The 18,326-nt window shown below is 67.8% G+C and carries 17 protein-coding genes; 7 read left to right on the top strand and 10 right to left on the bottom strand.

What is annotated here, in order from left to right; translation table 11 throughout:
* Positions 1-24: 24 nt before the first annotated feature.
* Complete coding sequence (locus AC5P56_RS06535; RefSeq protein WP_014647788.1) at positions 25-1,035, bottom strand: N-acetylornithine carbamoyltransferase; 1,011 nt, start codon at positions 1,033-1,035, stop codon at positions 25-27.
* Positions 1,036-1,366: 331 nt separating this feature from the next.
* Complete coding sequence (locus AC5P56_RS06530) at positions 1,367-1,930, bottom strand: glycine zipper 2TM domain-containing protein (protein WP_014647790.1); 564 nt, start codon at positions 1,928-1,930, stop codon at positions 1,367-1,369.
* Between the two features lie 188 nt (positions 1,931-2,118).
* Here AC5P56_RS06530 and cysS point away from each other — a divergent pair, with 188 nt between their 5' ends.
* From cysS to AC5P56_RS06515, 3 genes are read left to right on the top strand one after another with little or no spacing between them, the layout of a single operon-like run.
* On the top strand, positions 2,119-3,495 hold the full coding sequence (cysS, locus tag AC5P56_RS06525) for a cysteine--tRNA ligase (protein WP_014647791.1): 1,377 nt from the start codon (positions 2,119-2,121) through the stop codon (positions 3,493-3,495).
* 54 nt (positions 3,496-3,549) lie between these two features.
* Positions 3,550-4,002 (top strand): SufE family protein, encoded by a 453-nt coding sequence (locus tag AC5P56_RS06520; protein ID WP_014647792.1) that lies wholly within the window; start codon positions 3,550-3,552, stop codon positions 4,000-4,002.
* Positions 3,999-5,246, top strand: coding sequence for an MFS transporter (locus AC5P56_RS06515; RefSeq protein ID WP_032956128.1), 1,248 nt, complete (start codon positions 3,999-4,001; stop codon positions 5,244-5,246). The genes AC5P56_RS06520 and AC5P56_RS06515 overlap by 4 nt, the downstream gene beginning before the upstream one ends.
* A 546-nt stretch (positions 5,247-5,792) precedes the next feature.
* Here the strand turns inward: AC5P56_RS06515 and dksA are convergent.
* On the bottom strand, positions 5,793-7,019 hold the full coding sequence (gene dksA / locus AC5P56_RS06510; protein WP_014647794.1) for an RNA polymerase-binding protein DksA: 1,227 nt from the start codon (positions 7,017-7,019) through the stop codon (positions 5,793-5,795).
* Positions 7,020-7,290: 271 nt separating this feature from the next.
* Between dksA and yidD the strand changes: the two genes are divergently transcribed.
* From yidD to AC5P56_RS06495, 3 genes are read left to right on the top strand one after another with little or no spacing between them, the layout of a single operon-like run.
* Positions 7,291-7,545: a membrane protein insertion efficiency factor YidD gene (yidD, locus tag AC5P56_RS06505; RefSeq protein WP_014037867.1), complete on the top strand. Its 255-nt coding sequence runs from the start codon at positions 7,291-7,293 to the stop codon at positions 7,543-7,545.
* 1 nt (position 7,546) lies between these two features.
* Positions 7,547-8,893 carry a dihydroorotase gene (locus AC5P56_RS06500; protein WP_481443476.1) on the top strand — a complete coding sequence of 449 codons (1,347 nt, stop codon included), beginning with the start codon at positions 7,547-7,549 and terminating at the stop codon, positions 8,891-8,893.
* Entirely contained in the window at positions 8,893-9,738 is an 846-nt protein-coding gene (locus tag AC5P56_RS06495; RefSeq protein WP_014647797.1) for a M23 family metallopeptidase, read from the top strand. The genes AC5P56_RS06500 and AC5P56_RS06495 overlap by 1 nt, the downstream gene beginning before the upstream one ends.
* Before the next feature lie 89 nt (positions 9,739-9,827).
* Here the strand turns inward: AC5P56_RS06495 and AC5P56_RS06490 are convergent, their stop codons facing one another.
* From AC5P56_RS06490 to efp, 5 genes are all read right to left on the bottom strand, one after another.
* The gene (locus AC5P56_RS06490; RefSeq protein ID WP_049442410.1) at positions 9,828-10,532 is read right to left on the bottom strand and encodes a squalene/phytoene synthase family protein; all 705 of its coding nucleotides are present in this window, start codon (positions 10,530-10,532) and stop codon (positions 9,828-9,830) included.
* An 11-nt stretch (positions 10,533-10,543) separates the two neighbouring features.
* Positions 10,544-11,239, bottom strand: coding sequence for a phosphoglycolate phosphatase (locus tag AC5P56_RS06485; protein WP_197605046.1), 696 nt, complete (start codon positions 11,237-11,239; stop codon positions 10,544-10,546).
* Complete coding sequence (gene ubiG, locus AC5P56_RS06480) at positions 11,236-11,952, bottom strand: bifunctional 2-polyprenyl-6-hydroxyphenol methylase/3-demethylubiquinol 3-O-methyltransferase UbiG (RefSeq protein ID WP_014647800.1); 717 nt, start codon at positions 11,950-11,952, stop codon at positions 11,236-11,238. The genes AC5P56_RS06485 and ubiG overlap by 4 nt, the downstream gene beginning before the upstream one ends.
* 26 nt (positions 11,953-11,978) lie before the next feature.
* Complete coding sequence (locus tag AC5P56_RS06475) at positions 11,979-13,322, bottom strand: TRZ/ATZ family hydrolase (RefSeq protein WP_495231500.1); 1,344 nt, start codon at positions 13,320-13,322, stop codon at positions 11,979-11,981.
* A gap of 206 nt (positions 13,323-13,528) precedes the next feature.
* The gene (gene efp, locus AC5P56_RS06470; protein WP_005410381.1) at positions 13,529-14,095 is read right to left on the bottom strand and encodes an elongation factor P; all 567 of its coding nucleotides are present in this window, start codon (positions 14,093-14,095) and stop codon (positions 13,529-13,531) included.
* A 96-nt stretch (positions 14,096-14,191) separates the two neighbouring features.
* Here efp and epmB point away from each other — a divergent pair, with 96 nt between their 5' ends.
* Positions 14,192-15,232, top strand: a complete 1,041-nt coding sequence (epmB, locus tag AC5P56_RS06465; RefSeq protein WP_087948696.1) for an EF-P beta-lysylation protein EpmB — start codon at positions 14,192-14,194, stop codon at positions 15,230-15,232.
* Between the two features lie 67 nt (positions 15,233-15,299).
* Here epmB and AC5P56_RS06460 read toward each other — a convergent pair whose 3' ends face one another.
* Together AC5P56_RS06460 and AC5P56_RS06455 are read right to left on the bottom strand one after the other, a co-directional pair.
* Positions 15,300-17,426 (bottom strand): putative bifunctional diguanylate cyclase/phosphodiesterase, encoded by a 2,127-nt coding sequence (locus AC5P56_RS06460; RefSeq protein WP_014647803.1) that lies wholly within the window; start codon positions 17,424-17,426, stop codon positions 15,300-15,302.
* On the bottom strand, positions 17,423-18,298 hold the full coding sequence (locus tag AC5P56_RS06455; protein ID WP_227864238.1) for a phosphate/phosphite/phosphonate ABC transporter substrate-binding protein: 876 nt from the start codon (positions 18,296-18,298) through the stop codon (positions 17,423-17,425). The genes AC5P56_RS06460 and AC5P56_RS06455 overlap by 4 nt, the downstream gene beginning before the upstream one ends.
* Between the last annotated feature and the right edge of the window lie 28 nt (positions 18,299-18,326).

The raw sequence follows: 18,326 nt of genomic DNA, 5'->3' as shown, positions 1-18,326 counted from the left end.
GGTCGGCTCTACCCCTTGTTCGATCTAGCGCCCGGCAACCGCCGCCATGATCGCCTTCTGCACGTGCAGGCGGTTCTCGGCCTCGTTGATGGCGATGCACTGCGGCGAATCCATCACCGCGTCGGTGGCCTTCACGTTGCGGCGCAGCGGCAAGCAGTGGCTGAACACACCATTGTTGGTCAGCGCCATCTTCCGCTCGTCCACGATGAAGTGCTTGAACTGGTCGCGGATCGGCTTCTCCGGTTCCCAGTTGCCGAAGAACGGCAGCGCGCCCCAGCTCTTGGCGTAGACCACGTCGGCGCCGGCGTAGGCGCTGTCGATGTCATGGCTGATCTTCAGCGAGCCGCCGCTCTCGGCCACGTTCTGCTCGGCCCAGCCCATGTAACGCTCGTCGAGGATGTAGTCGGCGGTCGGGCACAGCAGGGTCACGTCCATGCCCATGCGGGTGGCGATGGTCAGCGCCGAATTGGCAACGGCGGTGTTCAGCGGCTTGGGGTGGTAGGTCCAGGTCAGCACGTACTTCTTGCCACGCAGGTCCTGGGTGCCGAAGTGCTCCTGCAGGGCCATGATGTGGGCCAGCTCCTGGCACGGGTGGGTGATGGTCTCCATGTTGATGACCGGCACCGGCGAGTACCTGGCGAAGCTGTTGAGGACGATGTCCTGGCGGTCGTAGGCCCAGTCGATGAACTTGGGGAACGCACGCACGGCGATGATGTCGCAGTAACGACCCAGCACCTTGGCCACTTCGGCGATGTGCTCTTCGGTATCGCCGTCCATCACCGTGCCGAGGTTGAACTCGATCGGCCACGCATCCTTGCCCGGCTGCAGCACCACCGCGTGGGCACCGAGCTGGAACGCGCCCAGTTCGAAGCTGGTGCGGGTGCGCATGGACGGGTTGAAGAACACCAGCGCGATCGACTTGCCCTTGAGCTGGTCGCCGAGCTTGTTGCGCTTGAACAGCGCCGCCTGGGTCAACAGCGCGTCGAGATCGCTGCGGCTCCAGTCCTGGGTGTTCAGGAAGTGCTTGGGGGACATCATCTTTCCTTGCGTGGCGGCGCCGGTTTCGACGCGGTGGAAGGGAAAACAGGAATCAAAGGTGGAGCGGGAAGGTTGCAGTTGCAGCTTTCAGAAGATGCATATTTGAAGCGCGGAAACGAAAAAACCCAGCCGGCGGGCTGGGTTTTTTCGGACGAACAGCAAAAAGCTCCGGTTACCCAGCGAGGATGTGGGGTTCCGGTCGACGCGCACGCGAGGTCATGCCCGACGCCTGTCGGGCTGCGCTGCTGTCGTGCTGGAAGTCGGTGAGCTTCATGGTCAACCATCTTTGCATGCGGCCGAGGCCGGCGCAAGGGCCGGGGTCCCAGAATCAGGGATTGCTGGCCGTGCCCTGCTCCGGGCCGACCCAGGGCGTGATCGACACCCGGATCTTGAGCCGGTTGCCGGGGTCTTCCGGCAGCCGCGAACGGTACTTGGTGCCCTTGTAGACGTAATCCACGTCGTAGGCGATGGGCCGGCGGAATTCACGCCCCACCGGCACGATGCGGCAGTCGCGGGTCAGCATCGGGCCAGTGTTGGCCGGTGCCGGGGCCGGCGTCTCGGCTCCGGGCTCCTCAACGGCCTCTTCGTCGCTGCGCTTGAACATCGAGCGCACCGAGTCCCAGAAGCGGCTGATCCGGCCCTTGTCCTCGACCGGCTCCTCGCCGGTCACGTTCACCGGGGCCAGGGTCCGGGTCGACACCGGCTCGCAGTGCTCCTCGGTGCGGGTCGCGCGCAGGGTCTGGAACACCGGCTCCACGTTCAGCACCTGGGCGTAGTCGAACTTCACGTTCTCAACGATCACCACCCGGTTGCGGGGCTCGGCCTCCTGCGCCAGCACCACGGCGGGCAGCGCCGACAGGCAGGCCAGGGTCAGCAACGCGGTGGATTTCATTGGCGACGGGAGCAAGGACACGGCAATAGTGTAGGCAGTGGCGAGCGCAAGGGGCTGAACATTACCCGTCCACGCCGCTCCTGCCCACCCCACCCCGGGTGGCCCCGGCGTCCACCGGTGGCAACGGGTGCCCCCAAAGGGGGCCGACACGTTCTAAAATCACAGGCTTGTCCCCCAGCCACAGCCCCATGACCCTGCGCCTGCACAACAACCTGACTCGCCAGCTCGAACCGTTCACCCCGCTCGATCCGGCCTGTCCGACCCTGTATGTGTGCGGCCCGACGGTCTACAACTACGTGCACATCGGCAACGCCCGTGGCCCGGTGGTGTTCGGGGTGCTGGCCGACCTGCTGCGGCGCCGTTTCGGTGGCCTGCGCTACGCGCGCAACATCACCGACGTGGACGACAAGATCAACACCGCCGCGCGCGAGCAGGGCGTACCGATCAGCACCATCACCGACAGGTTCGCCGCCGCCTACCGTGAGGACATGGCCGCGCTGGGCGTGGTGCCGCCGGACATCGAGCCGGAGGTGACCGCGCACATTCCGCAGATCATCACCATGATCGAGCAGCTGATCGCCAACGGGCATGCCTACGCTGCCGAAGGCCACGTGCTGTTCGCGGTGGCCAGCTTCGATGGCTACGGCAAGCTCTCGCGCCGCGATCCGGACGAAATGCTGGCCGGCGCCCGTGTCGACGTGGCCCCGTACAAGCGTGATCCGGGTGATTTCGTGCTGTGGAAGCCGTCCAGCGACGACCTGCCCGGCTGGGCGTCGCCCTGGGGCCGTGGCCGCCCGGGCTGGCACATCGAGTGCTCGGCAATGGCCGCCGCCCACCTGGGCGAGACCATCGACATCCATGCCGGCGGCGTCGACCTGCAGTTCCCGCACCACGAGAACGAGCTTGCGCAGAGCGAGTGCGCCCACGGCGGCAAGATCTTCGCCCGCTTCTGGCTGCACAACGGCATGCTCAACTTCGGCGGCGCCAAGATGAGCAAGTCGCTGGGCAACATCGAGCGCGTGCACGACCTGGTGCGCCAGCACCCGCCGGAAGCACTGCGCCTGGCCCTGCTGTCGGCCCACTACCGGCAACCGCTGGACTGGTCCGATGGCCTGATCGAACAGTCGGTGCGCACCCTGGACCGCCTGTACGGCACCTTGCGCGAACTGGCTTCAGTCGAGGCGGTCGTTGCGATCCCGGCCACGGTCGAAGCGACTCTGGATGACGATCTGAACACCCCGCAGGCACTGGCCGAAGTGGCCCGCATCGCCGCCGATGCGCGTCGTGCCACCGATCCGGCCGAGCAGGCGCGCCTGAAGGGTGAACTGCTCGGCGCCGGACTGGCACTGGGCCTGCTGCAGGCCGATCCAGCGCAGTGGTTCGGCACTGCGGCCAGCGACGGCGGCGACGATGCCCGCATCCAGGGCCTGATCGATGAGCGTGCCGCTGCCAAGAAGGCGCGCGACTTCGCCCGTTCCGACGCCATCCGCGACCAGCTGGCCGCCGAAGGCATCGTGCTGGAAGACACCCCGCAGGGCGTGCGCTGGTCGCGCAAGCGCGGCTGACCCGCCCTGCCCCGTGGCCGGTACGCCGGCCACGCCCCCACCGTAGAGACTGTTGTGACCGACTCCCCGTTCCCGCTTGAACCCACCGCCGCCGAGGCACAGGCCGCCATCGCCGAGGAATTCGGCTTCTTCGGCGACTGGTCCGAGCGCTACCAGTACCTGATCGACCTCGGCCGCAAGCTGCCGGCCTTCCCGGAAGAATGGAAGACCGAAGAGCATCGCCTGCTCGGCTGCCAGTCGATGGTCTGGATCGTGCCCGAAGGCAACGCGCAGTCGCTGCGCTTCCATGCCATCAGTGATTCGGCGATTGTCTCCGGCCTGATCTTCCTGGCCCTGCGTGTGTACTCCGGGCGCTCGGCGCAGGAGATCCTGGCTACCGAGCCGAGCTACATCCAGGACATCGGCCTGGCCCGCCACCTCTCGCCGACCCGCAGCAACGGCGTGGCGGCGATGCTGGCCTTCATCCGCGAGACCGCGCAGGCCCAGCTGCAGCGCGACCCGTCGTGAGCGAGCCTGCCACAGCCGAAGACAGCGCGCTGGGCCTGCTGTCCCGGCCCGGTTTCGCCAGGCTGCTGGCGTACCGCATCTTCGCGATGCTGTCCTACCAGGTGGTCGCGGTCACCGTCGGCTGGCACATCTACGAAGTCACCCGCAATCCGTTCTCGCTGGGCCTGATCGGCCTGGCCGAGGTGCTGCCGTTCTTCTGCGTGGCGCCGTTCGCCGGTTACCTGGTGGATCACCTGCCGCGCCGCCGCCTGGGCATGGTCGCCTGTTGCGGACTGATCGCCACCGCACTGGTATTGACCAGCGTGGCCATGGGCTGGCTGCCGATCGACGGCGTGTGGCCGATCTACGCAGCCATTGCGCTGACCGGCATGGTCCGCGCCTTCCTGTCGCCGATCTACAACGCCCTGTTCGCCCGCGTACTGGCCCGTGACCAGTTCGCGCGTGGCGCCGGCCTGGGCGCGGTGGTATTCCAGGCCGGCATGATCGCCGGCCCGGCACTGGGCGGCGTGCTGGTCGGCTTCGGTGGCAAGGGCCTGTCCTACGCGGTGGCCACCGCCTTCGCGCTGGTGGCGATGGCCTGTCTGGCCACGCTGAAAGTGGAGGAGCCGGTGCACACCGGCCCTGCCGCGCCGATCTTCAAGAGCATCGCCGAAGGCGCGCGCTTCGTGGTCGGCAACCGGATCATGGTCGGCGCGATGGCGCTGGACATGTTCTCGGTGCTGCTGGGCGGCGTGGTGGCGATGCTGCCGGCGTTCCTGCACGAAATCCTGCACCACGGCCCGGAAGGCCTGGGCATCCTGCGCGCGATGCCGGCGCTGGGCTCGGTGTGCGTGGGCCTGTGGCTGGCCCGCCACCCGCTGCACCGCAATGCCGGCCGCGTGCTGCTGTTCGCGGTGGCCGGCTTCGGCCTGTGCGTGATCAGCTTCGGGCTGTCGCAGCACTTCTGGCTGTCGGCGCTGATCCTGCTGTTCTACGGCGCCTTCGATGGCGTCTCGGTGGTGATCCGCTCGACCATCCTGCAGCTGGCCACGCCGGAAGAAATGCGCGGTCGCGTATCGTCGATCAACGGCATCTTCATCAGTTCGTCCAACGAGCTGGGCGCGTTCTATGCCGGCACGATGGCGAAGCTGCTCGGCCTGGTACCGGCCGTGGTGCTGGGCGGGTTCGCGGTGCTGAGCGTGGCCGGGATCACCGCGTGGAAGAACCCGACGCTGCGGAAGTTGAATCTTCGCGACCTGCAGTGAGCCTGTAGAGCCGAGCCCATGCTCGGCTGCGTATTTCCGTGCGCCCACGCGCCGGGCCATGCCCGGCGGGCTCTTTCCGCGACCGCGGTGGGGTGTCACGTTTCTTTTCGCGCGAAAAGAAAAGTAACCAAAGAAACACGCCGCCATCCGCGAGCCGGCGCTGCGCGCCGGTGCCCTGTGCTCCTCGGTGAATCAGGGGACGACGCAGAGAGCCAGCCGACCAGCAGTCGGCTCTACAGGATAGAGCCGCCTCTTCGCCCCTGATTCCCCTGCGGTGCTCGGCTCGCTACAAGGCGGACTCAACAGCCGCGAGCGCACGCATGACCGCTCCTGATAGAGCCAAGCCATGCTTGGCTGCCTTTGCTTTTGCTTTTGCTCTTCCTTGCCCTCCGGCTTCGGCCTGAGCCGAGCGTGGGCTCGGCTCTACATCGGACCCACCCGCAGGCTCCACCCGATACCCGGAAGGCGCTCTACACAGCCAACTCGAACCCAACAAAAAACCCGGCCGAAGCCGGGTTTTCTGCATGACCAGACAACGATCAGGAATCAGTCGCCCTGCTGCTTCTGCAGATGCTCCCAACGCTCCTGGGCATCGATGGTGCGCTCGGCGGTCAGGCGCGCCTCCAGGCGCTCCAGGCCGATTTCTTCGCCGGTGTCGACGCAGTAACCGTAGTCGCCCGCTTCCAGGCGCTTCAGGGTGCTGTCGATCTTGCCGATCAGCTTGCGGTAGCGGTCGCGGGTACGCAGTTCCAGCGAGTTCTCGGTTTCGCGGGTCGCGCGCTCGGCTTCGTCGCCGATGTCACGCACTTCCTCGCGCAGGTTCTCGATGGTCTGCTTGGACTCTTCCACCAGGTCCGCGCGCCAGTTCTGCAGGCGCTGGCGGAAATACTCCTGCTGCAGCGGGCTCATGTATTCCTCTTCCGAGGACGGCTTGTAGCCAGCCGGCAGGATCGGGCGGCCGGTGGCCTCGTCGGTCTTGTATTCGACCACCTTGTACTTGCTGCGCGGGGCCGGTGCTGCCGAGCGGGCGGCGACGGCCACGGCAACCTTGCCGACAGGGCGCGACACGGTCTTCGGGGCGGAATCGGATTTCACGGCGGTTTTGGCAGGCGATTTCGAAACGGGCACGGGATTCTTGGATTGCGGGGCCTTCGAAGCGGCAGGAGCGGCGGCCGGGGCCGGCTTGGGGGCCGGTTGGGCTGCTGCCACTGCCACGGTCTTGGCCGGGACAGGCTTGGCCGGAGCCGGCTTGGCAGCAGGCTTCGGTGCGGACTTCACTACTGGGGCCGGGGCCGGCTTTACGGCCGGTGCGGCAACATTCTTGGCAACCTTCTTTGCAGCGGCAGGCGTGGCGACCGGCTTGGCCGCAGCCACCTTCTTTGCCGCCGGCTTGGCGACCGGCTTGGCTGCAGCCTTCTTCACCACCGCCTTCGGCGCCGGCTTGGCTGCTGCCTTCTTGACCACCGGCTTGGCGACGGTCTTCTTCACCGGCGCAGCCTTGCTGACGGCCTTTTTCACCGGCGCCTTCTTGCTGGCAGCGGCTGGCTTGGCCTTGGCGGGCGCAGCGGCCTTCTTCGCCACCGGCTTGGTTGCCTTGACCGGCGTTTTCTTTGCGGTGGCCTTCCTGGCCGCCGGTTGCGAGGACGCTGCCTTGGTCGCCGGCTTGCTCGCCGGCTTCTTGGCAACGGGCTTTGCCGCCAACTTCTTCACAACAGGCTTGGCGGTTTTCTTGGCGGCCGTTGCGGCCTTCTTTGCAGTTTTTTTAGCAGCCACGAAACGCTCTTCCTTGGATTCCCCGGGGCCCGGGAAAGCGGGCCTTTATAGCCTACCCGACCCGCAGCAGCAACCTCGGCACCCTGCTCCATTCAGTCCTGGAGCCAAGGCGCCCAATGGGCAGTCCGACGAACACGGACCGCCTTGCGCGGTACGGAACCTGGCCAGCACCCGACGGTGCTGGTACCGGTCGCAGGCCATCGGCGACATGCGACCAACGGCCCATCCTGCACAAATGCGGCCTTCATGCCAACTGGCATAAGATGACTGGGTGATCTCGCGCCTGCTCATCGCCCTGCTGCGCTTCTACAAGCGCTTCATCAGCCCCTTGCTGGGGCCCCGCTGCCGTTTCGTGCCGAGCTGTTCTGAATACGCGATGGACGCGATCTCGCGGCACGGCCCGCTGCGCGGCAGCTGGCTGGCTGCGCGCAGGCTGGGCCGCTGCCACCCGTTCCATCCCGGCGGCTTCGACCCCGTGCCCGAGTCCCCCAACGCCCCCTCTTGCCGTTGCACAGGAAAACATTGACATGTCCTCCACCCTCATCACCAATGCCCGCATGGTCAACGAAGGCCGCACCTTCGACGGCGACCTGCGCATCGAGAACGGCCGCATCGCGCAGATCGGCAACGGGCTGGCGCCGCGCGACGGCGAGCAGGTGGTGGACGCGGCCGGGCGCTGGCTGCTCCCGGGCATGATCGATGACCAGGTGCACTTCCGCGAACCGGGCCTGACCCACAAGGGCGACATCGCCAGCGAATCGGCGGCGGCCGTGGCCGGTGGCCTGACCAGCTTCATGGACATGCCCAACACCAACCCGCCGACGCTGGATTCGACCATCCTGGAAGCCAAGTACGAGCTCGCGCGCGGCCGCGCCTGGGCCAACTACGGCTTCTACCACGGCGCCAGCAATGACAACCTGGACGCCATCCGTGCGCTGGACCCGAAGAAGGCGCCGGGCGTGAAGGTGTTCATGGGTGCTTCGACCGGCAACATGCTGGTCGACAACCCCGAAACGCTGGACGCGATCTTCCGCGAATGCCCGACCCCGATCATCACGCACTGCGAAGACACGCCGATGATCGATGCCAACCTGAAGGCCTTCCAGGAAAAGTACGGCGATGCGCTGACCCCGGACATGCACCCGGACATCCGCTCGCGCGAAGCCTGCATCAAGTCGACCCGCCTGGCGATGTCGCTGGCGCGCAAACACGGCACCCGCCTGCACGTGCTGCACATCTCCACCGCCGATGAACTGGCGCTGTTCGAGAAGGGCCCGCTGATCCGCGCCGATGGCAGCCGCAAGCAGATCACCGCTGAAACCTGCGTGCACTTCCTGCACTTCGCGCGCCCGGACTATGCGACCAAGGGCAACCTGATCAAGTGCAACCCGGCCATCAAGGAAGTGTCCGACCGCGAGGCGATCACCGCTGCGCTGGCCGCCGACGTGCTGGACGTGCTGGCTACCGACCACGCGCCGCACACCTGGGAAGAGAAGCAGAAGCCCTACGCGCAGGCCCCCTCCGGCCTGCCACTGGTGCAGTACGCGCTGGTGGCCGCGCTGGAGCGCGTGCACGAAGGCAAGCTGACCCGCGAGCAGGTGGTGCAGAAGTTCGCCCACGCCCCGGCGCAGCTGTTCGACGTGGAAGAACGTGGTTTCCTGCGCGAAGGCTACTTCGCCGATCTGGTCCTGGTCGAAGACGTGCCGTTCACGGTCAAGCGCGAGGACGTGCTGTCCAAGTGCGGCTGGTCGCCGTTTGAGGGCACCACCTTCCGTTCGCGCGTCGCCTCCACCTGGGTCAACGGCCAGTTGGTGTGGGACGGCAGCAACCTGGTGGGCGAACCCGCCGGCCAGCGCATGACCTACGACCGCTGATGCGCTCGGCACTTCTGATCGGGTCGCTGCTGGCCGCGCCCCTGTTTTCCGTACCCGCGGCGCAGGCGCAGGATGGCATTGGCAGCCTGATCGACAGCCGCGTGGTGTTCCCGGCCAGTGCGTCGCAGGGCGCACTGGTGATCGGCAAGGTTCCCGCCGGCAGCCGCGTGCAGTACGCCGGTCGCCAGCTGCGGGTGAGCGGCTACGGCAGCGTGGTGTTCGGCATCGGCCGTGACGAGAAGGGCCCGCTGCGCGTGCAGGTGCAGCGCCCCGATGGTGGCAGCGAGACCGCGACCATTGCGGTGACGCCGCGCGACTGGCCCACAGAGCGGGTCAATGGCGTGCCGCCGAAGACGGTCAACCCGCCGCCGGCAATTGCCGAGCGGATCAAGCGCGAACAGGCGCAGGTGACTGCCGCACGCGCCCGCGATGACGACCGCACCGACTTCACCCAGACCTTCATCTGGCCGGTGCAGGGCCGCATCAGCGGCCGCTTCGGCAATGCCCGCGTGTACAACGGCCAGCCCGGTGCCGGTCATTCCGGCATGGACATCGCGGTGCCGACCGGCACGCCGGTGAAAGCACCGGCCGCCGGCATCGTCACCTTCGCCGGCCCGGACCTGTACCTGACCGGCGGCACGTTGCTGCTCGACCACGGCTTCGGGGTCAGCTCCAACTTCCTGCACCTCTCGCGCATCGACGTAAAGGTCGGCGACCGGGTTGAACAGGGCCAGGTGATCGCTGCGGTCGGCGCCACCGGCCGTGCCACCGGCCCGCACCTGCACTGGGGCATGAACTGGTTCGAGACCCGTATCGACCCGCTGCTGGTGCTGGAGCGCAAGTAACGGTAGTGCCGGCCGCTGGCCGGCAACCTCATCCTCTTCCGCGCCCTGCTGGATGCCGGCCAGCGGCCGGCACTACCAGGTACGTTGGATCAACCGCGCGCGGCCCACCACACGCGCAGCAGGGTGCGCACCGGGGTGGCCTCGATCGGCTTGCCTGCGGCCTGTGCCGCCACCCGCGCACGCGCCAGGCTGGACCACACACGGCGCGGGCGCGGGCCGGGCACGCGGGTGCCCCACCCCTTCAACAGATGCTGCGCCCAGCGCTGTGCGGCATTGCTGGCGTCCTCGTCCAGCAGGCTGCGCGGCACACCGGCCACGCCAGCGTCCTGCAGGCGCTGCGCCAGGGTCTGCAGCTGCACCGCACGACCGGCGCCGGTGCGCGGCTTGTCAGCGAACAAGGCCGCCTCCACCGCGGCTACGGCCTCGGCGTAGTTCGCCAGCGCGCGCTCGGCGCCGGCCGCATCCAGCGCGACCGTGCGCGCTTCAACCAGATCCGGAAGTGCTTCGGCCAACTGGGCCCATGGCGCACGCACCGGCTCCAGCAGCCTGCCCAGCGGATGGCGCGAGCGATGTCCCGACCAGCTGCGCAGCTCCTCGCCCCACCACGCCAGCTTGGCGTCGGCCGGCAGCGGATCGCCGCTGGTGTTGAGCATGTCGTCGAACTCCTGCAGCAGCGCGAACCACGCCACTGCGAGCTCGCGTTGCGATTCGGCCACGAACGGGGCGGCCACTGACCATTCTGGCCAACGGCTGCGCCACTTGTCGAGGAAACTGTCCAGCGCGGTACTGCTCACTACACCATTCCTTACGGCTGGGCCGGGGCTGCCGGCCGGGTCGGCCAGAGACTGGCCAGTTGCAGAAGTTCAGCGTTCTCGACCAGCACGTCGGCCTGCCAGGCCAGCGGATCGTCGCTGTGCAGGCGGTAGCCCCACAGGGCTGCCACCGACGGCATGGCCGCGGCCCGCGCGGCGATGATGTCGCGCTCGTCGTCACCCACGTACACGCAGTCTTCGGCGGCAACGCCAATGGCCTGCGCAGCGTGCAGCAGCGGCAGCGGGTGAGGTTTGCGCTCGGCCAGGCTGTCACCGCCGACCAGCACTGCACAGCGCTGCTGCCAGCCGTGCTGCGGCAGGATCAGCCGCGCCAGGTACTCGGGCTTGTTGGTGACGATGCCCCACACGGTGCCGGCGTCATCCAGCGCGGCAAGCATGCCGGCCACGCCATCGAACAGCACCGCGTGCTGGCCGATCAGCGCTTCGTAGCGCTGCAGGAATTCCGGAATCAGTGCATCTCGCGCAGCGGCATCCAGGTCCGGGAAAGCGGCCCCGACCATCGCGCGCGAGCCCTTGGAGACCACCGGGCGCAGCACCGCCGGATTGATCGGCGCACGACCACGCTCGGCCAGCATCGCGTTGCAGGTGGCGACGAAGTCCGGCGCGCTGTCCAGCAGGGTGCCGTCCAGGTCGAACAGCACCGCACGCGGGAAGCGGGCGGCGGTCATGCCGGCTTGACCGCGTAGGCCAGGTAGTTGATGTCGGTGCGGCTGCTCAGGCGGGCATGGTTGCGCCACGGCTCGTAGGCCATGCCGCTGACATCTACCAGCTGCAGGTCGGCCTCGCGCAGCCAGCGCGCCAGCTCGGCCGGCTTGATGAATTCCTGGTAGTGGTGCGTGCCCTTGGGCAGCAGGCGCGCCACGTACTCGGCGCCGACGATCGCCACCGCGAACGCGGCGGCGGTGCGGTTGATGGTCGACAGGAACAGGTGGCCGCCCGGCTTCAGCAGGCGCTTGCAGGCCTCGATGATCGCGCCCGGGTCCGGCACGTGCTCCAGCATTTCCATGCAGGTGACCACGTCGAAGCTGCCCGGCTGCTCGGCGGCCAGATCCTCGGCCGCCTGCACCCGGTAATCGACCTGGGCGCCGCTTTCCAGCGCATGCAGGCGCGCGACCTTGACCAGCTCCGGGGCCAGGTCGATGGCGGTGACGTCAGCACCGGCCTGGGCCAGCGCTTCGCTCAACAGGCCGCCACCGCAGCCGATGTCGAGCACGCGGGCGCCGCGCAGCGGCACGCGGTCAGCCACGTACTGCAGGCGCACCGGATTCAGCGCATGCAGCGGCTTCTGCGGGCCGTCAGCGTCCCACCAGCGGTTGGCCAGCGCAGCGAACTTGTCCAGCTCGGCCTGATCGAAATTTGAGGAAGCGTGGGGGGCAGTCATGGGGGATGTCCTTGCGGCGCCAGGGTTCAGGCGCGGATATGGCGGATGCGCTCGCGCCACTGGCGCGCGTTGGCGATGATGCCCGGCAGGTCCATGCCGACCAGCTCGCGCTGCACCAGCTTCGGCTTGCCGGCGATCCAGACATCGCTGACCTGCTGGCGGCCGGTGGCGTACACCAGCTGCGACAGCACGTTGTGCAGCGGCTGTGTTTCCAGCGCGGACAGATCAACGCAGACCAGGTCGGCCTGCTTGCCGACTTCGATCGAGCCGATGCGGTCGCCGAAGCCCAGCGCGCGTGCGCCACCCAGCGTGGACGCGCGCAGCGTGGTTGCCGCGTCCAGTGCAGTGGCGTCGTCGGCCACGGCCTTGGCCAGGATCGCCGCGGTGCGGTTCTCGCTGAACATGTCCAGATCGTTGTTGCTGGCGCAGCCATCGGTACCGATCGCCAGGTTCACGCCTGCGCGCTGCAGGGCGCAGGCCGGGCAGAAACCGGAGGCCAGCTTCAGGTTGGATTCCGGGCAATGCACCACGCTGACGCCACGTTCGGCGCACAGGTGGATTTCCGCATCGGTCAGCTGGGTCATGTGCACCGCGATCAGGCGGTCGTTGACCAGGCCGAGCCGATCCAGCCGCGCCAGCGGGCGCTGGCCGTGCAGCCTGATCGAATCGTTGATTTCCTGCGCGGTCTCGTGGGTGTGCAGGTGCACCTGCATGTCGAGCTGGTCGGACAGCATCCGTACCCGCTCGAAGTTGGCATCATTGACCGTGTAAGGCGCATGCGGCGCGAACGCGGTGCCGATCAGCGGATCGGTGCGCCACTGGTCGTGCAGTTCACCGGCCTTGGCGAAGTACTCGTCGTCGCTCTTGGCCCAGGCGGTGGGGAAATCGATGATGACCGCGCCCACCAGCGCGCGGAAACCGTGTTTCTTGTAGACCGCGGCCTGCACGTCGCCGAAGAAGTAGTTCTCGTTGGCGCAGGTGGTGCCGCCGCGCAGCATCTCGGCGATGGCCAGGGTGGTACCGTCGGCAACGAATTCGGGGCCGATCACCGCCGCTTCCACCGGCCAGATGTGCTGCTGCAGCCAGGTCATCAGCGGCAGGTCGTCGGCAACGCCGCGCAGCAGGGTCATCGGGTTGTGCGTGTGCGCGTTGACCAGGCCCGGCATCAGCGCAGCCTCGGGTCGGCTCACCACCTGGGTGGCGCGGAAGCGTGCGCGCGCCTCGGCACGCGGCAGGATGGCCACGATCTCGCTGCCACGCACGGCAACGGCATGGTCTTCCAGCACCACCGCATGCGGCTCGATCGGAACGACGTAACCGGCTTCGATGAGCAGGTCGCAGGCTTCGGGGAGGTGCGGGCTATCGCTCATGCGGGCTCACTGGCTGGGGGGCGGCGAGATACTTCTGGGGGACACGCCCCTGAGTCAGGGGCTGCCGCGAAGCGGCGGGGTCTGGAGACCCGTGAAGCGGGGCCCATGATCTGCCGAAGCAGATCATGGGAGCGCCAGCGCGAATGTGCTGGCGCGTACCCGGCCAGCGGCCGGCACTACCGCAAGGTCGGCCTATGGCCGGAACCTTACTTGACGCGTGCGGAGTATTCGCCCGAACGGGTGTCGACGCGGATCACTTCGTCCTGGTTGACGAACAGCGGCACGCGGACCACGGCGCCGGTTTCCAGGGTGGCCGGCTTGCCGCCGCCGCCCGAGGTGTCGCCACGGACGCCCGGATCGGTTTCGGTGATCTTCAGTTCGACGAAGTTCGGCGGCTGCACGAAGATCGGCTCACCGTTCCACAGGGTGACCACGCAGGACTCTTCGCCCTTCAGCCACTTTTCGGCGCCGCCCATGCCGGCCTTGGTGGCCTGGACCTGCTCGAAGGATTCCGGGTCCATGAAGTGCCAGTACTCACCGTCGCTGTACATGAAGTTCATGTCGGTATCGACGACGTCGGCTGCATCCAGCGAGTCGGTCGACTTCATGGTCACTTCCTGGGTACGGCCGTCCTTGATCAGGCGGTACTTCACGCGGGTGAAGGCCTGGCCCTTGCCCGGCTTGACGTATTCGGTGTCGATGATGACGGCCGGTTGGTTGTTGACCAGGATCTTCATCCCGTTCTTGACGTCGTTCATGCCGTAGCTGGCCATGCGTAAACTCCTGAGTGGCAAAAACGCCGCGGGTGCGGCGAGCCGTTAGAATGGAAAGCCCACCGGGTGCCGGTGGGCGACTGTTTTTCTGCCCCCATGATAACCGCAGGCCCCCTCTCCATGCAGCTTTCCGCCTTCCCCCGGCCCCAGTCGCCAGGCGCGCCCGCGCGCTGGCAGCAGCTCTGGCGCCAGGCGCTGCGCGACCCGCACGCCCTGCTGGCCCGGCTGCAGCTGGACCCGGCCGCGCTGGGTGTCTCGGAGGCGGCCATTGCCCAGTTCGCGCTGCGCGTGCCGGAGGGCTTCGTGGCGCGCATGCGCGTGGGCGACGCGGCCGACCCGCTGCTGCGCCAGGTGCTGCCCGTCGACGAGGAAATGCGCCCGGCACCCGGGTTCAGTTTCGATGCGGTGGGTGATGGTGCCGCCAGGAAGGCCACCGGCGTCATCCAGAAGTACCGTGGACGCGCCCTGCTGGTCGCCACCGGCAGTTGCGCGATCAACTGCCGCTACTGCTTCCGCCGCCACTTCGACTATGCCGCGGAAAACGCCGCCAAGGGCGGCTGGCAGGAGGCCGTAGCGGCCATCGCGGCCGACCCGGACATCGACGAGGTCATCCTGTCCGGCGGCGACCCGCTGTCACTGGCCACGCACAAGCTGGCCGAGCTGACCGATGCGCTGCGCGCGATCCCGCACATCCGCCGCCTGCGCATCCACACCCGGCTGCCGATCGTGCTGCCGGAGCGCGTGGACGAGGAGCTGCTGGCCTGGCTGGGCAGCCTGCCGTGGCCGCTGGCGATCGTGGTCCACGCCAACCATGCCAATGAGTTCGACGCCAGCGTGGACGCTGCGATGAGCCGCCTGCGCGGCGTCGGCGCCCAGCTGCTGAACCAGGCCGTCCTGCTGCGCGGGGTCAACGACAGCGTGCAGGCCCTGCAGGACCTGAGCGAGCGCAGCTTCGCCGCCGGCGTGCTGCCCTATTACCTGCACCAGCTGGACCGGGTCGAGGGCGTGGCCCACTTCGAAGTGGACGACAGCCAGGCCAAGGCGCTGATTGCCGGCCTGACCGCACGCCTGTCCGGCTACCTGATTCCCAAGCTGGTGCGCGAACTGCCCGGCGACCCGAGCAAGCGCCCGCTGTAATTCCGCAGGGGGTCAGATCCCTTTTTCCTGCGGAAAAGGGATCTGACCCCGACACAACAACCGTCGGTCAGAGACCCGATTCGATCATCCGCACCACTTCGGTGGCGGTCACCGGGTGGCTCAGCCAGTAGCCCTGGCCAAGATCGCAGCCGCGCTGCACCAGCAGTTCGAACTGCGCCTGCTGCTCGATGCCTTCGGCCACCACCGTGATGCCCAGCGCGTGGGCCATGGCGATGATGGCCGTGGTCAGTGCCAGATCGTCGGGATCGCGCTGCATGTCGGCCACGAAACTCTTGTCGATCTTCACGCCGTCCACCGGCACCTGGCGCAGGTGGCTGAGACCGGAGAAGCCCGTTCCGAAATCATCCAGCCAGACCTTCACGCCGGTGCGGTGCAGCTTGTCCAGCAGCTGCGCGGCAACCATCTCGTCGCCGATCACTGCGGTTTCGGTCAGCTCCAGGTGCAGGCGCGAGGCCGGTAGCCCGGACTCATGCAGGCACTGTGCAACCAGCGCCGGCAGCTCGCCGCCGCGCAGCTGCCGCGGTGATACGTTCACCGACACGAACAGATCGTCGCCGCCCGCACCCCGTGGCCACTGCGAGGCTTCCATGCAGGCCGCACGCAGCACCTTCGGGCCGATGATCTCGATCAGCCCGCTCTGCTCGGCCACTTCGATGAACACCGACGGCGGAATCGTACCCAGGGTCGGATGCTGCCAGCGCAGCAGCACTTCGACGCCGACCATGCGGCGGTCGCGCATGCGGAAGATCGGCTGGTAGGCCAGGCGCAGCTCGCCGCGCTCCCAGGCCCCGCGCAGTTCCTGCTCCATGTGCACGCGGCGCTCGACCGCATGGTCCATCGCCCGGCTGTAATGGCGGTAGCAGTTCTTGCCGGCCATCTTCGCCTGGTACATGGCGATGTCGCCGTTCTTCAGCAGCGTGGTCGCATCGGCGGCATCGTCCGGGAACAGGGTCACGCCGATCGAGGTCCCCAGGAACAGCTCCCTGCCCTGTACCACCAGCGGCTTGCCCAGTTCGCGCACCAGCACCTCGGCCAGCAGCCGGGCGTTCGCGGCCACGTCGCCATCGCCGACCAGGATCACGAACTCGTCGCCGCCGAAGCGGGCCAGCAGCGCCTCATCGCCTCCCGCTTCGGCAACCGCGCGCCCGATGCGCTGTGCGAACTGCAACAGCGCTTCGTCACCGGCCTCGTGGCCGAGGGTATCGTTGACGCGCTTGAAGTCGTCGATATCGGCGAACAGCAGGCCCAGCCGATGATTGGATGCGCGCGCCGCCATCAGGCGATGGTCCAGTGCTTCCCGGAACGCCAGCCGGTTGGTCAACCCGGTCAGCGCATCGGTATAGGCCATGCGCCGCACCTCGCGGTCATGGCGGGCGATGGAATCGCGCATCCGGGCAAAGCCGCGCACCAGCTCGCCGACCTCGTCATTGCGGGTGTTCTCGGCCAGCGGCGCCTGGTAGTCGCCAGCCTCGATGCGGCGTGCCGCAGCGGCCAGGTCCCGGATCGGCGCCACCAGGGTGCGCTGCACGTACAGGATCACCGCCACGCCGATCACCACCAGCAGGCCCAGCATCAGCAGCAGCCAGCCCAGGTGGCGGCTGCCGACCTGCTGCAGGCGCTCGCCGAGCGTGGCATTGGCTGCCTGTTCGCGCTGCTGCACCTCGTCCAGCGCCATGCCGACGCGGACGCCGCCGATGCGCTGGTTGCCGACCATGATCGGCATGGTGTTGTCGAGCACCTTGGGCGATTCCTGCACCACCAGCGCCTGCGCCACCGCGGCCTTGGGAGCGAGCGGGTCGGCCATCGGCTGGCCGAAGCCGGACACCTCGATCGAGCCGTCATGCACCAGCCGGCCACGGTCGTCGAACACCAGCACATAGCGCACGACCGGCTGCCGTGCGGTGCTGCGCACCAGCGCACCGACCTGGTCCAGGTCGCGGTAGTACAACGGGTTGGCCAGCGCGTCGGACAGCTCGCGCGCCATCGCTTCGCCGCGGCTGCGCACGCTGCGGTCGAACAGTTCATGGATGACGCCACCACTGAGGTTGCGCACCTCGCCCTGCATCGCCGCCTGCCGCCCCAGCAACACTGCCAGGATCGCCACCACCACGACCATCGCCCCGCCCATCGCGAGCAGGAACCGGGCCTGCATTCCCGAGCCGAGCCACTTCATTCCACTTCCATCCGCACGCGCGTCAATCCTTGTTTCAATTCATCCAGCCGCTGCTGCGCATGCGCATCGACGCGGTGGAAACCGGAAGTACCGAAAAACCGATGCAACGCCCCCTGCGCCTGCGGGTCACTGGCCGCCTGCAGCAGGACGTCCTGCAGCCGGTCACGCACCCGCGGGTCGAGGTCGGCGCGCACCATCTCCACCGCCCGCGGGTAGGGCCTGGTGCGCAGCAGCTCGCGGAAGTCGCGCCGGAATGCCGCCGGCATCCGTCGCTCGTCGTTCCAGTCCACGCTGCTCACCGCCCCCACGTCAACCACGCCCTTGTGCACGAACGTAGCGATGTTCAACTCGCTGCGCGCGAACACATACCCCACACTGTCCCGGCCCGGCATGTCCCACACGCCGGCCAGGATCTGCGGCGCCAGCCCCTCCTGCAGCAGCGTCATCACCGGCACCAGGTAGGCACTGGTGGACGCCGTGTTCTGCAACGCCAGGCGATGCCCACGCATATCCTGGATGCGCTGGACCGGACTGTCGCGGCGCACGAAGAACACGGTCTGGTACTCACGCACACCATTGCGCTCGGTCAGCAACAACGGCCGCGCGCCACTGCGCTGGCCGAGTGCCACCGCCGTACCCGACGTTTCCGTGACCCAGTCGACCCGCCCCCGCCGCAGATAGCTGGCCATCTGCTGCGGGTCGCGCGCCATCAGGATCCGCCCCTCCTTGATGCCGACGTCATGCATGCGTGCCACCACATAGTCCAGCAACGGCTGCAGCTGCTCGTAATGGGCCTTGGGATCATCGCTGATCCGGCCCAGCACCAGCACCGGGTCCGGTGCTGCATGCACCGTCCCGGCCAGCAGGATCATGACCAGGCTCAGCAGTCCCCTCTGCACT

Source organism: Stenotrophomonas sp. YJH_SMC_131 (assembly GCF_059367975.1).
This window is presented reverse-complemented; position numbering and strand designations above follow the sequence as displayed.

Bases quoted from the DNA above. Each gene is read 5' to 3' on its own strand.
- AC5P56_RS06535 (WP_014647788.1), bottom strand. From the start codon at position 1,035: ATGTCCCCCAAGCACTTCCTGAACACCCAGGACTGGAGCCGCAGCGAT.
- AC5P56_RS06530 (WP_014647790.1), bottom strand. From the start codon at position 1,930: ATGAAATCCACCGCGTTGCTGACCCTGGCCTGCCTGTCGGCGCTGCCC.
- cysS (WP_014647791.1), top strand. From the start codon at position 2,119: ATGACCCTGCGCCTGCACAACAACCTGACTCGCCAGCTCGAACCGTTC.
- AC5P56_RS06500 (WP_481443476.1), top strand. From the start codon at position 7,547: ATGTCCTCCACCCTCATCACCAATGCCCGCATGGTCAACGAAGGCCGC.
- AC5P56_RS06495 (WP_014647797.1), top strand. From the start codon at position 8,893: ATGCGCTCGGCACTTCTGATCGGGTCGCTGCTGGCCGCGCCCCTGTTT.
- AC5P56_RS06485 (WP_197605046.1), bottom strand. From the start codon at position 11,239: ATGACCGCCGCCCGCTTCCCGCGTGCGGTGCTGTTCGACCTGGACGGC.
- ubiG (WP_014647800.1), bottom strand. From the start codon at position 11,952: ATGACTGCCCCCCACGCTTCCTCAAATTTCGATCAGGCCGAGCTGGAC.
- AC5P56_RS06475 (WP_495231500.1), bottom strand. From the start codon at position 13,322: ATGAGCGATAGCCCGCACCTCCCCGAAGCCTGCGACCTGCTCATCGAA.
- efp (WP_005410381.1), bottom strand. From the start codon at position 14,095: ATGGCCAGCTACGGCATGAACGACGTCAAGAACGGGATGAAGATCCTG.
- epmB (WP_087948696.1), top strand. From the start codon at position 14,192: ATGATAACCGCAGGCCCCCTCTCCATGCAGCTTTCCGCCTTCCCCCGG.
- AC5P56_RS06460 (WP_014647803.1), bottom strand. From the start codon at position 17,426: ATGAAGTGGCTCGGCTCGGGAATGCAGGCCCGGTTCCTGCTCGCGATG.
- AC5P56_RS06455 (WP_227864238.1), bottom strand. From the start codon at position 18,298: ATGATCCTGCTGGCCGGGACGGTGCATGCAGCACCGGACCCGGTGCTG.